Genomic DNA, 14698 nt, shown 5'->3' on the forward strand with positions numbered 1-14698 from the left:
TTAATTTATAAATAAATACTAAACCCCTTAAAGTATATGAATAGGAAAGGCCTATAGAATCTACTTTAAGGGGTGATTTTATTTGTCATAAAAGGTATAATAATTACAACTTAAGTGAACGATAGAAATATTATGGTTGTAGGAGAAGCAGTATGGAACGAATAGAAGGAATGATAAGTGATATAGTTTTTAAAAATGAAGAAAATGGATATACTATAGCCCACCTAGCAAATTCAGACAATGAGATAGTAATAGTTGGGTGCATGCCTACCTTATCAGTAGGAGAAAGTATAGAAGTAGAGGGAAAATGGGTAAATCACAAAACTTATGGAACTCAATTTGAGGTTAATAAGTTTATGCCGGTTACCCCAAACTCACTAGAAGGCATATATGTGTATTTATCATCAGGTATGATACATGGTATAGGCGAGAAAATGGCTAAAAGAATAATCGATAAATTTGGAGTTAATACTTTGGATGTTATTCAAAATATGCCAGAACGTCTAAAAGAAGTAGAAGGAATAGGGAGTAAAAAAATAGATCAGATAGTTAAAAGTTATGAAGAAAATAGAGAACTTAGAAATATAATCATTGAATTATCTCCGTATGGAATTACCCCAAACTACTGTATGAAAATATATAAAAAATATAAAAATAAAGCTCTAGAAAATATAAATAAAAATCCTTACCAATTAGCTGAAGATATAAGAGGAATAGGATTTAAAATAGCAGATAATATAGCTAGTAAAATAGGTATAGAGAAAGACTCTAAGGACAGAGTATCACAAGGTATCTTATATGCCTTAAACCAATCTTTAAGTAGTGGACATACTTATCTACCAGAAGATATTCTAATACAAGAAGCAAAAAAACTTTTAGAAGTAAAACCTCCTATAATAGAAGAGTGTATAATGGAACTAGCATATGACCAAAAGGTACATATAGAAAAAATGAACGGAATGAAGTTGGTATATCTAATACCATACTATGTATCAGAAAATGGGGTTTGTAAGCAAATAATAAAATTATCTCAAGCTGAATTTGAAGATTTATATATAGATATAGATAAAGAAATTAAAGTAGTAGAAAAACAAGAAAATATTAAACTAGCAACAAATCAAGTACTTGCAGTAAAAGAAGCTATAGAAAATGGTGTAGTTATAATAACTGGAGGACCAGGAACAGGAAAAACAACTACTATAAATACAATAATTAAAATATTTGAAAATAATAGTCAAGAAGTAGTATTAGCAGCACCTACAGGAAGAGCTGCTAAAAGGATGAGTGAAACATCTAGCAAGGAAGCTAAAACTATTCATAGGCTCCTTGAAATGGGATTTGCTACAGACAGTGATCAGTTAGAGTTTATGAAAAATGAAGAAGAACCTATAAAAGCAGATGTAATAATTATAGATGAAGTTTCTATGGTAGATATATTACTTATGTATAGTTTACTAAGAGCAATAAAACCAGGGACACGAGTTATATTAGTTGGAGATAGTGACCAGCTACCGTCGGTAGGAGCAGGAAACGTACTTAGTGATATGATAGAATCATGTGTAATAAATGTTGTTAGATTAAATGAAATATTTAGACAAGCTCAAGAAAGTATGATAGTAGTCAATGCTCATAAAATAAATAAGGGAGAGCCATTATCTTTAAATGCAAAAGATAAAGATTTTTTCTTTATAAAAAGAAATACAAATGAAGAAATTTTAAAAGAAATAATAAGTGTGGTTAGTGAAAGACTACCTAAATTTTATAAAGTAGATAAATTAAAGGATATACAAGTCTTAGCATCGATGAGGAAAGGGGAATTAGGTGTTACTAATCTTAATATAGAACTTCAAAAATACCTTAATAAGCCTGAAAAATATAAGGTTGAAGAGAATTTTCAAAAAAGACTTTTTAGGGTAGGAGATAAAGTAATGCAAATTAAAAATAACTACACTAAAAAATGGGAAAATGAAGATAGAAGTGAAAGTGGAGAAGGTATATACAATGGAGATATTGGATATGTATATCATATAGATAAAGAAAAAAGAATTGTATATGTTATATTTGATCAAATAAAAATAGTAGAGTACAAATACGATGAATTAGATGAGCTGGACCACAGTTTTTGTACGACAATTCATAAAAGCCAAGGTAGTGAATTTCCAGTAGTAGTAATACCTATGACATGGGCACCTCCTATGCTATTAAGCAGAAATTTATTATATACAGCTGTTACAAGAGCAAAGAAACTTGTAGTAATAGTGGGAGATGTTAAATACTTGGAATATATGATAAAAAATAATAGAACTAATGATAGATATTCAAATTTAGCATATAAACTTAATAAATTTAAAGAAGAAGGGGTGTTAGTTAAGTAAGAATGAATAGTCATTTGAAAAAATTAAATGACATAAATGAATACATGACTGATATATTTCTCGACCTTATATACCCAGATAATATAAGTTGTATAATTTGCAACAAACCAATAAATAAAAATAACACATACTCTATGTGTAAGGATTGTTTTAATGAACTTCATTTTATACTAGATGGATGTATTAAGTGTGGAAAGCCGATAATTAATTGTTCTTTAGAAGAACATGATATAGATGAATGTAGCTATTGTAGTGGTAAAGAGTTTTATTTTGATAAAGCTATATCATGCATAGAATATAACGATTTTAGTAAAAAAATGATTTTTGGATTTAAATATAGCAATAAAACATATATGAGTAGATATATAGCATCAATAATGAAGGAAAAACTAATATTAGAGGGAATAAATTTTGACTATATACTATTTGTACCTTTACATAAATCAAGACTGAAAAAAAGAGGATTTAATCAAGCGTATAAGATAGCCAAGTATTTAAGTAAAGAATTTAATATACCAGTACTTGATTGTATAGTAAGGAAAGAAAATACTAAAAGACTTTATAAATTAAGAAAAAAAGAAAGAAGAAACGAGCTAAGAGATGCATTTATATTAAAGAAGAATAAAATTTATTTAGAAAATAAGAATATAATACTTGTAGATGATATATTTACAACTGGTGCAACTGTGAATGAAATCTCAAGAATTCTAAAATTAGAAGGTGCAAATTTAATAACAGTATCAACTTTTTTAACAGGAGCTAACACGCTTAGTTGTTAGGAATAAATTCCTATTGACATATATCTAATAAAATATTAAAATAAAAAAAGTGATATTTAGGTCTGTGGTTGCAAGTCCAAGCCAGTCGCAGGCAAAGGGATCCACGTAAGTTAACACTAAAAATTGGGTTAATGATCATGGTGCGGCTTAGAAGTAAGACCTACCGGTACAAAATCGAGAGAGTTAGTAGTGCGGCGAACCCAAGCGAACCCTCCAGTAGGCGAGTGTGGGGTCAAAAACCAGGTCAGCTAAATATCCTAAAGTACCTTTATAGGTGCTTTTTTTATGCAAAAAATTAAGCTACATTCCAATTATGGAATATAGCTTTTTTAGTTTTATTTTAATCAAAGCATAAAGATATATCATATGTATAAAAATGTATTTGATAAGAACTATAAAAATAATAAATTCCAAAATCCTTAAATATAATATTGAAATTTTATAAAAAAATATATAAATCTATATAAAAAAAATTTTATATTTGAAATTGTATAAATCATTAAAAAACGACACTAATTCACAAATAAATAACAGTTGTTGTAGACATTTGTGGATAGAAAATATTATAAAAATAGCTTGGAATACACAAAAACAAGAGTTATTAACAAATTTATCCACACTATCCACAGTTATATTGTTAAGATTAATCCACATATATAATTTGTAGATTATCCAAAAATTAATTCTATTTTATTTGAATATATTAATTTATAAAAGTTAACAATAAAAATAAAGGATTATATAACTCAGGGTAGAATACTTTATTAAAGTATAATTAGTTATACTGCTATAACTGAAGGGAGATGTTCTTATGAATATAATAATATCTGGAAAACAAATGGAGCTAACAGACGGAATTAAAGGTGCAATAGAAGAAAAAATCGGAAGATTAGACTACTACCTTCATCCAGAAACAGAAGTAAAAGTGACAGTTAGTGCTAAAAAATCAAGACAAAAAGTAGAAGTAACAATAATCCCTATAAGTGGACCAATAGTTAGAGCTGAAGATATAGAAGAAAACTTATATGCAGCTATAGATGTAGTTTATGATAAATTAAATAAGCAATTAAGAAGATATAAAAATAGATTGCAAGATAGACATCAAGATAGTGAAAGTATAAGATTCCAAGGTGTAGAATTAAATGAGGACATTGACTTTGATGAAGATGAAGATGATTTAAATATAGTAATAGAAAGACATAAAAAGTTTGATATGAAACCTATGAGTGCTGAAGAAGCAGTACTACAAATGGAACTAATTGAACATGATTTCTATATGTTTAGAAATATAGATACAGATGAAGTATCTATTGTGTATAAACGTAGAAATGGTGGATACGGAATAATAGAACATGAATAAGATAATTTAAATTAATTAAAAAGCTATCGATAAATTTAATTATCGATAGCTTTTTTAATTAGTTTACCTTACATATAAACAGTTACATTTTAAGCGTTAGAACATAAAGGCAAATATTCAATATTAAATATAGAATTTTTATGGTAAAATGAATATTAGTATAATAATTGAGCGAGGAGAGATGCTGAATATGAGTTTTTTAGATAGTTTATTTAACATGGCGGATAAAAAAGAACTTAAAAAGTTTAATAAGATAGTTGATCAAATAGATTCTTTAGAGACAAAATTTGATTCTATGTCAGATAAAGAACTTCAAAATATGACAAATATATTTAAAGAGAGATTAAGCGCAGGAGAAACGATAGACGATATATTACCAGAAGCTTTTGCTGTTGTAAGGGAAGCATCTAAAAGAATATTAGGGATGAGACACTATAGAGTACAGCTTATAGGTGGTATTGTTCTTCATCAAGGTAGAATAGCTGAAATGAAAACTGGGGAAGGTAAAACATTAGTTGCAACTGCGCCAGTGTATTTAAATGCTCTTACAGGGAAAGGTGTACATGTAGTAACAGTAAATGATTATCTAGCAAAACGTGATAAGGAACAAATGGCAAAAGTATATGAATTCCTTGGAATGACAGTTGGGGTAATAGTTCATGGGCAAAATCCTCAAGTTAGAAGAGAACAATATCAATGTGATATAACATATGGAACTAACAATGAATATGGATTTGATTACTTAAAAGATAATATGGTAATACATAAGGAACAAATGGTTCAAAGAGAGTTAAACTATGCTATAGTCGATGAGGTTGACTCAATTCTTGTAGATGAAGCGAGAACACCACTTATAATATCTGGACCTGGGGATAAATCTACGCATTTATATGCGGATGCGAATACATTTGTATTAACATTAAAACCAGATAACTATGAAGTTGACGAAAAGCAAAAATCAGTTTCTTTAACTGAATCAGGGATACAAAAAGCGGAAGTTTACTTTAATGTAGATAACCTAACAGATGTAGCTAATACAGAACTTTATCATCATATAAGTCAAGCATTAAAAGCTCATGTAATAATGAAACGTGATGTTGATTATGTATCTAAGGATGGAGAAATAATCATAGTTGATGAATTTACTGGAAGACTTATGTTTGGTAGAAGATACTCAGAAGGATTACATCAAGCTATAGAAGCTAAAGAAGGCTTAAGAATTCAAAGAGAGTCTAAAACATTAGCTACTGTAACATTCCAAAATTACTTTAGAATGTATAACAAGTTATCAGGGATGACAGGAACAGCTAAGACAGAAGAAGATGAATTTAAGGCTATATATAAAATGGATGTAGTTCAAATACCTACGAATAAAAGTATTCTAAGAAAAGATTTAGCAGATGTTGTTTATAAAAATCAAAGAGGTAAGTTTAATGCAGTTGTAGATGATATAATTGAAAGACATGCAGTTAAGCAACCAGTGCTTGTTGGTACAGTTTCAATAGAAAATTCAGAATTATTATCTATGTTATTAAAGAAAAAAGGAGTTAAGCATGAAGTATTAAATGCTAAGCACCATGATAAAGAAGCTGAAATAATAGCACAAGCTGGTAGATTAGGTGCTGTAACTATAGCAACTAATATGGCAGGGCGTGGTACCGATATAGTATTAGGTGGTAACCCTACTTTCCTAACAAAGAGAGAAATGAAAAGATTAGGATACGATGAATCTGTAATAAATAAAGTGGATACATCGTTAGAAGGAATAGATAGAGAAGGCAACGAAGACTTATTTGCAGCTAGAGATGAATATGAAAACTTATACAAAAAGTTTAAAGAGCAAACTCATCAAGAGCAAGAAGAAGTTATAAAAGCTGGTGGTTTAGCTATCATAGGTACTGAAAGACATGAATCTAGAAGAATTGATAATCAGTTAAGAGGTCGTGCTGGTCGTCAAGGTGACCCAGGTAGTTCTACATTCTATATTTCATTAGAAGATGATCTTATGAGATTATTCGGAAGTGATAGAATAAGTTCTGTAGTAGAGAAAATAGGTCTAGAAGAAGATATGCCTATAGAACATAAAATGTTAACTAAGTCTATAGAAGGCGCTCAAAAGAAAGTTGAAGGTAGAAACTTTGGTATAAGAAAACATGTGCTTCAATATGATGACGTTATGAATAAGCAAAGAGAGACTATATATGCTGAAAGAAGAAGAGTTCTAGAAGGTGAAAATTTAGAAGAACAAATAAAGCATATGGTACACTCTTTAATAGAAGATGCAGCTAATACTTATACTCAAGAAAATAATATAAACGTAGATGGATTTAAGGATTATCTATATCATTTATTCATGCCAAAAGGAAGCATAGAAATAACAGATATGGAAAAACTTAATACTGCACAATTAGTAGAAGTAGTCTATGAAATAGCAGTTAAGATATATAGTGATAAGGAAGAAAAAATAGGATCGGAAAGAATGAGGGAAGTGGAAAGAGTTATACTTCTTCAAGCTGTTGATAATCATTGGATAGATCATATAGATGCTATGGATCAATTACGTCAAGGTATAGGACTTCGTGCTATAGGTCAGCAAGATCCAGTTATAGCTTATACTAATGAAGGATTTGAAATGTTCAATGAAATGAACACACATATACAAGAAGATACTATAAGATATCTATTCAACATAACTATAGAAGAGCCAGTTGAAAGAAAGCAAGTTATAGATGTTGATCATTTATCTTCTAATATAACAGATGAACCAGGAAATAAAACTGTTAAGAAAGAAGAATCAATAGGAAGAAATGATGACTGCCCTTGTGGAAGTGGTAAAAAGTATAAGAAATGTTGTGGTAGATAATAGCGGAGGACAGAAATGTTAAATTTACAAGACTATAGAAATAGTGTAGAGAGAATGTCTTCAAATATAGAAGAAATGAGGGTTTCTCTTTGACATTGCTTCATTAAATACAAGAATTAAAGAAAATGAAGAAAAAATGAATGAGCAGGATTTTTGGAATGATAATGATGCTGCTCAGAAGATACTTCAAGAAAATAAATCACTTAAGGAAACTGTAGAAGAGTATAATACACTTGTATCATCATTAGAAGAGATTGAAGTTTTAATAGAACTAGGACTTGAAGAAAATGATGAATCTATTGAAAAAGAAATAGAAGAATCTATATCTAAATTAGAAAATGAAATAGATAAGGTAAGGATAAAAACTCTTTTAAGTGGAGAATATGATAAAAATAATGCTATTTTATCTATAAATGCTGGTACTGGAGGGCTTGATGCTCAAGATTGGGCACAAATGCTACTTAGAATGTATGTAAGATGGGCAGAGAGTAAAGACTATAAAGTTAAAACTTTAGATATAATATCAGATCCTGAAGCTGGAATAAAAAGTGCAACACTTCTTATAGAAGGAATAAATGCATATGGATATTTAAGGAGTGAAAAAGGTGTTCATCGTATGGTAAGAATATCTCCTTTTGATCCATCAGGAAAAAGACATACATCATTTGCATCTATAGATGTTATACCAGAATTAGATGATAGCATAGAAATAGATATAAATACGGTTGATTTAAAAATAGATACATATAGAGCTTCTGGTGCAGGAGGTCAACATGTAAATACTACAGATTCGGCAGTAAGGATAACACATATTCCTACTGGTGTTGTGGTTCAATGTCAAAATGAAAGATCTCAACATAAGAATAAAGATACGGCGATGAAGATGCTTATGGCCAAGCTTATAGAGCTTAAAGAACTTGAACAAAAAGAAAAAATAGAAGACATTCAAGGAAAATATTCTCAAATAACTTGGGGAAGCCAAATAAGATCATATGTATTCCAGCCGTATAAATTAGTAAAAGACCATAGGACTAATGCAGAAATGGGTAATGTAGATAGTGTTATGGATGGCAATTTAGATTTATTTATAAATGAATATTTAAAAATGAATAAATCTAAAAATCATTAAAGAAAGGGCTTGAGAATTTAATTCTCGAGCCTTATTTTAAAGCTGTAAAAAATACTTAAGATCTAGACATACCTAAATAATCGAAAGAAGAGGGATTTATATGAATATAAATGAAATATTAAAAAAAGAGCTTAATCTAAGAGATGATCAAGTAAATAATACTATAAAACTTATAGATGAAGGTAACACAATTCCATTTATAGCTAGATATAGAAAAGAAATGACTGGCGAAATGAGTGATGTAACTTTAAGGGAATTTCATGATAAATTAATGTATTTAAGGAATTTACAGAGTAGAAAAGATGATGTAGTAAGAATAATTGAAGAACAGGGAAAATTAACAGACGAAATAAAAATAAATATAGAAAAAGCACATACTCTTCAAGAGGTAGAAGATATATATGCTCCATACAAACAAAAGAAAAGAACTAGAGCTACTATAGCAAAAGAAAAGGGATTAGAAGGCTTAGCATTAGCTATTTTAAATACAAATATAGAAAATTTAGATATTGAAGCTGAAAAATATATAAATGAAGAAAAGGAAGTAAGCTCAATAGAAGAAGCTTTAAAAGGAGCTAAAGATATAATAGCTGAAATTGTATCAGATGATGCAAAAATAAGAAAGTACATAAGAGAACTTGCATTAAAAGAAGGTATTATAGTAACAAAAAATTCTCAGGAAGAAAAATCTGTATATGATATGTACTATGATTATAGTGAATCAGTAAAAACTATAGCTCCTCATAGAGTATTAGCTATAAATAGAGGAGAAAAGGAAAACTTCTTAAAGGTTAAATTAGAAATAAATAATGAAAAAGTAATAAATCATATAATAAATGAATATGTAAAAAATGATAACTTTAAAAATAAACAAGAAATAGTTTCATCTATAGAGGATGCATACAAAAGATTAATATTCCCTTCTATAGAAAGAGAAATAAGAAATCATTTAACTGAATTAGCTCAAGAAAGAGCAATAAGTGTATTTGGTAAAAATATAAAAAGCCTTTTATTACAACCACCAGTTAAAGATAAAGTTGTAATGGGATTTGACCCAGCATTTAGAACAGGATGTAAGATTGCAGTTGTAGATAAAAATGGGAAGTTACTAGACTTTACAACTGTATATCCGACAGAACCACAAAACAATGTAGAAGGTGCAAAGAAAACTCTGAAAGAATTAATAAATACTCATGGAGTAGATATCATAGCTATTGGAAATGGAACTGCATCGAGAGAATCTGAGAAGTTTGTATCAGATATGATAAAAGAAATAGATAAACCTATCCAATATATAATAGTTAATGAAGCTGGAGCATCAGTTTATTCTGCATCAGAATTGGCTAATGAAGAGCATCCGGATATAAATGTATCTATAAGAGGAGCTATATCTATAGGAAGAAGATTACAGGATCCATTAGCAGAGCTAGTAAAAATAGATCCTAAAAGTATAGGGGTAGGTCAATATCAGCATGATTTAAATCAAAAAAGGTTAGCTGAAGTATTAGGTGGAGTTGTAGAAGATTCAGTTAATAGCGTAGGTGTAGATTTAAATACAGCATCATATTCTTTATTAGAGCATATTGCAGGTATAAGTAAAACTATAGCTAAAAATATAGTAGCATATAGAGAAGAAAATGGAGATTTTACGTCTAGAGCACAGTTGAAAAAAGTAAAGAGACTAGGTCCTCAAGCATTTACACAATGTGCAGGATTTATGAGAATACTGGATGCTAAAAATCCTTTAGATAATACAGGCGTTCATCCAGAGAGCTATGATACTTGTAAAAAAATGTTAGAAATTTTAGGATACTCATTAAAGGATATAGAAAATAAAAATATAGAAGAAATTGATTCTAAGATTAATGAAGTAGGTATAAAACAATTAAGCGAGAATTTAGAAATAGGTCAAGTAACATTAAAAGATATAATAGCTGAAATTAAAAAACCAGGAAGAGATCCTAGAGAAGAAGGTATAAAACCAATACTTAGAACGGATGTATTAAAAATAGAAGATATCCAAGAAGGAATGATTCTGAAAGGTACAGTCAGAAATGTAGTAGACTTTGGAGCTTTTGTAGATATCGGAATAAAAAATGATGGTTTAGTTCATAAATCTCAAATGAGTAAATCATTTGTAAAAGACCCTATGTCTATAGTCACAGTAGGAGATATTGTAGATGTAAAAGTTATAGGAGTTGACATGAATAAGCAAAGAGTGGCTTTATCAATGAAGATATAAGCTTATACTAGGAGGAGAATATATGATATTCATAAAAAATGGAACAATAAATACTATAACTAACGGTATAGTTGAAGAAGATATAATTATAGAAAATGGGAAGATAGTAGCTATTGGAAAAAATTTAGATGTACCATCAGATGCACAAGTTATAGATGCAGATGGTAAGTTTGTTTTTCCTGGATTTATAGATGCCCATACTCATTTAGGATTATGGGAAGATGGAATGGGATTTGAAGGTGCAGATGGAAATGAAGAAACTGATCCAATAACTCCACACTTAAATCCTATAGACGGTATAAATCCAATGGATAATACTTTTAAAGAAGCAGTTCAAGGAGGTATAACAGCGGTATGTACAACTCCAGGAAGTGCAAATGTAATGGGTGGCCAATGTATAGCTATAAAAACATTTGGTAGAAGGATAGATAAGATGGTTATAAAAAATCCTGTTGCATCTAAAATAGCTTTTGGTGAAAATCCAAAAAGTTGTTATGGAAGAGATGAAAAAATGCCTCAGACTAGAATGGCTATAGCTTCATTGCTAAGAGAAAATTTAAAAAAGGCAGAAGAGTATTTAGATGAAATGGATTTATACATGGAGCATGAAGATCATGATAAGCCAGAGTATGATATAAGAATGGAGAGTTTATTACCAGTACTTAAAAGAGAAGTTCCATTTAAAGTTCATGCACATAGAGCAGATGATATATTTACAGCTATAAGAATAGCTAAAGAATTTGATCTAAAACTTACACTAGATCACTGCACAGAAGGACATCTAATAGTTGAAGATTTAGTAGAAGAAGGATATCCAGTAATCGTGGGTCCATCATTAACAGAAAAATCTAAAATAGAATTAAGAAATTTAACTTTTGATACAGCTGGAATATTATCTAATGCAGGGTTAGATATATGTTTAATGACAGATCATCCTGTAATTCCTGTTCAATACTTACCGTTATGTGCAGGCATAGCTGTTAAGCATGGCATGAAAAAAGAAAAAGCTCTTGAAGCTATAACTATAAATCCAGCTAAAACTTTGGGCATAGATGATGCTGTAGGCTCTATAGAAGTAGGGAAAGATGCAGACATAGTTATATGGGATGGATGCCCATTAGAAATACAAAGTAATGTATTACACACTATTATAGATGGAAAATTAGTTTATAATAGATAATTATGGGTATAAAAATATAGTCGTCGTAATTAATTCACAGGTAATATAAGGTATATAAAAAAATTAGTTGACTTTAATAGTGTAAATTAATACTATATAAATATAAGAATGGAAAAATCAATAGTAAGATAGATCTTCGGGGCAGGGTGAAATTCCCTACCGGCGGTACAGCCCGCGAGCTACATTTGTAGCATGATTTGGTGAAATTCCAAAGCCGACAGTAAAGTCTGGATGAGAGAAGAAGCAAATTTTTTACATTGTCTATTTATATACAATAAATTATGTATATTATATAACTTGTGCTCAAAAAATAAGCTCGAAGATAGATCTCTTCGAGCTTTTGTTTTTCCTAATAAAAATTAGGAGGTTATATTTTATGCAAGGAACTTTAGAAAATAAAAGTGTTTTTAAAACATCTACATTAGTAAAGGTAGGGATACTGTCTGCAATTGGATATATATTAATGTTTATATCTGTTCCAATTCCAATGTTATTTCCAGAATTTCTAAAAATAGATGTATCTGATTTACCAGCATTATTAGGCGGAATTGCACTAGGACCTATGGCAGGTGTTGCTATAGCATTTCTTAAAAATTTATTACAGTTTATAACAGGTATGTCTACAACAGGTGGTGTTGGAGAATTTGCAAATTTCGTAATAGGTGGGTCATTTGTTTGGACAGTTTCTTATGTTTATACAAAGAAAAGAGAAAAATCAGGAATTATAATAGGGCTTATACTTGGAGTATTTGTTATGACTATAGTTGGCTGTTTATCAAATTACTATATAATGTTACCATTTTATAGCACTATAATGCCGATAGAAGCAGTAATAGAAATGGGAGCAGCAATTAATCCTTATATAGTAGATAAATTTACATTTGTAATATGGATAATAGCTCCGTTTAATTTATTAAAAGCAACTATAATGTCATTGTTGACATTGCCTTTATACAAAAGAACAGAGAAAATATTAAATAAAGTTAAATAAAATAAAAGCTCCCTAACTTAAATTAGGGAGCTTTTGAAGTTTAGAGCCAATACGTTAGATTAAACTAAACTAGTTTTTGCTAAAAAAAGTGATCAAAGTAAACTATAAAACTAATAATTCCAGTGATTATAGTATATATTAGAGATACTATAAAAGGGAGATTTATATTGAATTCAATATCACCATTATTTTTTCTTTCTTTGCTTTCAATTAAAAATTTATATCTCATATCACATGCTGAAGTTGTTGCTCCACCATTGCTAGAAAAATATGCTATAAAAATAGTAACTAATATTCCTGTTAAGAAGGAAAATTCAAAAAAGCTAGTTTTAAAAATATTGCATAGTGCAAAATTACAAATGATAAGAATTAAAAATGTCGAGATTACAGAAATAAGTTTTTTCAACTATAAGCCCTCCAATATTTTATTTGTAATTATATTATATTTATATAAAAGTATTTTGTGAGAGGCAATAGTATGCTATAAACTTATAACAAAAGAGAAAAGACACTTATTTTAATAAGTGTCTTTTAATATAAATTTATTATTTTCCTATAAACATTTGTGTCCAGTATAATTGTCCATTTGAAGCTTTAGCTATACCAACACCTAGCTCTGTAAAGTTAGGGTTTAATATATTTTTTCTATGACCTTCAGAGTTCATCCAAGAATTCATAACTTCAGCAGGTGTTCTTTGTCCCATTGCTATATTTTCTCCAGCTGTTCTGTAAGATATTCCGAATTGTTTCATCATATCAAATGGTGAACCGTAAGTAGGAGAAGTATGATCAAAATAGTTTTTGTTTATCATATCTTGTGATTTTGTAGTTGCAACATTAGATAATTCTTTATTTAATGTTAAAGGCTTAGCTCCAACTTTAGCTCTTTCTTGGTTAACTAAGTTTAATACTTCTTGTTGTTGAGCTGAGAATGAAGCATTAGACTCTGGCTTATTTTCAGGTTTTACAGTATTGTTACTGTTGTCATTATTATTGTTATTATTGTTGCTGTTTGAATCACCAGGAACTGAAGGTTTGTTCTCTGGAGTAGTATTTGGCTTTTCAGGCTTTACAACATTATTATTTGAAGATTCAGAATCAGTTGGCTTGTTAACATTACAATTTGAGTTACTTGGTTTGTTAACATTACAATTTTTCTTATATTTAAAGCAATCTTTAACTGAATTTACACATATTATTTGTAATTTTTGATTAGAGTTACTGCATGCAGTAGTTCTTGAATCTGCATGAGATGTAACTATGCTACCTGCCGATACTATTGATATTAATCCTGCTGCTACTAGTGTTTTTATTTGTTTTTTCATTTTAATCCACCTCTAGTTTATCTTTAATTCAGATTTCATCAAAAGGTTACAAAAAAGTTACAATTGATGATGTGAATATAGTATCACAATTAAAATAAAAATTTACATGTAAAATTATTCCTAGTATAAACGTTGGATTATGGACTTATATAAAAATACTAGGTGAAATTAAGTTATAACAAAGGGGAAAGGGGTTTAACTAAAATAGACATAATGTAAAAAATTTCATTAATATATATAATTTACAATATAAAAATTAGTATATTTTTAGAAAATTAAAAAGCACTTACTTAAAAAAGTAAGTGCTTGGGGGAATAAGGAATATTTAATATTTGGGGGAGTAAATATCCTTTGTATTTAAATTATGGTCAATAGTTCAGAACCATATACACATTTTTATGAAAAAATAAAAAAATATAAATTATAAGAAAATTGAAAATAAAATTTAAATATA

General features: G+C 29.1%; 10 protein-coding genes and 1 riboswitch. Of the genes, 8 read left to right on the forward strand and 2 right to left on the reverse strand.

The window, feature by feature from the left end; translation table 11 throughout:
* The first annotated feature begins 152 nt into the window (after nt 1-152).
* The 8 genes from recD2 (at nt 153) to BLP75_RS14495 (ending at nt 12919) form a co-directional block, all read left to right on the forward strand.
* A complete protein-coding gene (recD2, locus tag BLP75_RS14460) occupies nt 153-2375 on the forward strand; it encodes an SF1B family DNA helicase RecD2 (protein ID WP_092727246.1) in 2223 nt (740 codons plus the stop codon).
* A 2-nt stretch (nt 2376-2377) separates the two neighbouring features.
* A complete protein-coding gene (locus BLP75_RS14465; protein ID WP_092727247.1) occupies nt 2378-3154 on the forward strand; it encodes a ComF family protein in 777 nt (258 codons plus the stop codon).
* Between the two features lie 811 nt (nt 3155-3965).
* Nucleotides 3966-4514: a ribosome hibernation-promoting factor, HPF/YfiA family gene (gene hpf, locus BLP75_RS14470; RefSeq protein WP_092727248.1), complete on the forward strand. Its 549-nt coding sequence runs from the start codon at nt 3966-3968 to the stop codon at nt 4512-4514.
* 190 nt (nt 4515-4704) lie between these two features.
* Nucleotides 4705-7377, forward strand: coding sequence for a preprotein translocase subunit SecA (gene secA / locus BLP75_RS14475; RefSeq protein ID WP_092727249.1), 2673 nt, complete (start codon nt 4705-4707; stop codon nt 7375-7377).
* 15 nt (nt 7378-7392) lie between these two features.
* Nucleotides 7393-8506 (forward strand): peptide chain release factor 2 gene (prfB, locus tag BLP75_RS14480; RefSeq protein WP_207645438.1). Its coding sequence is split into 2 segments (ribosomal slippage): nt 7393-7455 and nt 7457-8506, totalling 1113 coding nucleotides; the frame shifts between segments, so codons are not numbered across the junction.
* 100 nt (nt 8507-8606) lie between these two features.
* Nucleotides 8607-10748 (forward strand): Tex family protein, encoded by a 2142-nt coding sequence (locus BLP75_RS14485; RefSeq protein WP_092727251.1) that lies wholly within the window; start codon nt 8607-8609, stop codon nt 10746-10748.
* 22 nt (nt 10749-10770) lie between these two features.
* Nucleotides 10771-11928: an amidohydrolase gene (locus BLP75_RS14490; RefSeq protein ID WP_092727252.1), complete on the forward strand. Its 1158-nt coding sequence runs from the start codon at nt 10771-10773 to the stop codon at nt 11926-11928.
* A 128-nt stretch (nt 11929-12056) separates the two neighbouring features.
* Nucleotides 12057-12175: riboswitch (FMN riboswitch) on the forward strand.
* 129 nt (nt 12176-12304) lie between these two features.
* A complete protein-coding gene (locus tag BLP75_RS14495; RefSeq protein ID WP_092727253.1) occupies nt 12305-12919 on the forward strand; it encodes an ECF transporter S component in 615 nt (204 codons plus the stop codon).
* Between the two features lie 79 nt (nt 12920-12998).
* Here BLP75_RS14495 and BLP75_RS14500 read toward each other — a convergent pair whose 3' ends face one another.
* Nucleotides 12999-13325, reverse strand: a complete 327-nt coding sequence (locus tag BLP75_RS14500; protein WP_092727254.1) for a hypothetical protein — start codon at nt 13323-13325, stop codon at nt 12999-13001.
* Nucleotides 13326-13464: 139 nt separating this feature from the next.
* Nucleotides 13465-14244 carry a CAP domain-containing protein gene (locus BLP75_RS14505; RefSeq protein WP_092727255.1) on the reverse strand — a complete coding sequence of 260 codons (780 nt, stop codon included), beginning with the start codon at nt 14242-14244 and terminating at the stop codon, nt 13465-13467.
* Nucleotides 14245-14698 lie beyond the last annotated feature (454 nt).

This window comes from Romboutsia lituseburensis DSM 797, assembly GCF_900103615.1.
Taxonomy (GTDB): Bacteria; Bacillota; Clostridia; order Peptostreptococcales; family Peptostreptococcaceae; genus Romboutsia_F; species Romboutsia_F lituseburensis.

Excerpts from the sequence above, each read along its gene's own strand:
- BLP75_RS14485 (WP_092727251.1), top strand. The coding sequence starts at position 8,607 with ATGAATATAAATGAAATATTAAAAAAAGAGCTTAATCTAAGAGATGAT.
- recD2 (WP_092727246.1), top strand. The coding sequence starts at position 153 with ATGGAACGAATAGAAGGAATGATAAGTGATATAGTTTTTAAAAATGAA.
- hpf (WP_092727248.1), top strand. The coding sequence starts at position 3,966 with ATGAATATAATAATATCTGGAAAACAAATGGAGCTAACAGACGGAATT.
- secA (WP_092727249.1), top strand. The coding sequence starts at position 4,705 with ATGAGTTTTTTAGATAGTTTATTTAACATGGCGGATAAAAAAGAACTT.
- BLP75_RS14465 (WP_092727247.1), top strand. The coding sequence starts at position 2,378 with ATGAATAGTCATTTGAAAAAATTAAATGACATAAATGAATACATGACT.
- BLP75_RS14495 (WP_092727253.1), top strand. The coding sequence starts at position 12,305 with ATGCAAGGAACTTTAGAAAATAAAAGTGTTTTTAAAACATCTACATTA.
- BLP75_RS14505 (WP_092727255.1), bottom strand. The coding sequence starts at position 14,244 with ATGAAAAAACAAATAAAAACACTAGTAGCAGCAGGATTAATATCAATA.
- BLP75_RS14490 (WP_092727252.1), top strand. The coding sequence starts at position 10,771 with ATGATATTCATAAAAAATGGAACAATAAATACTATAACTAACGGTATA.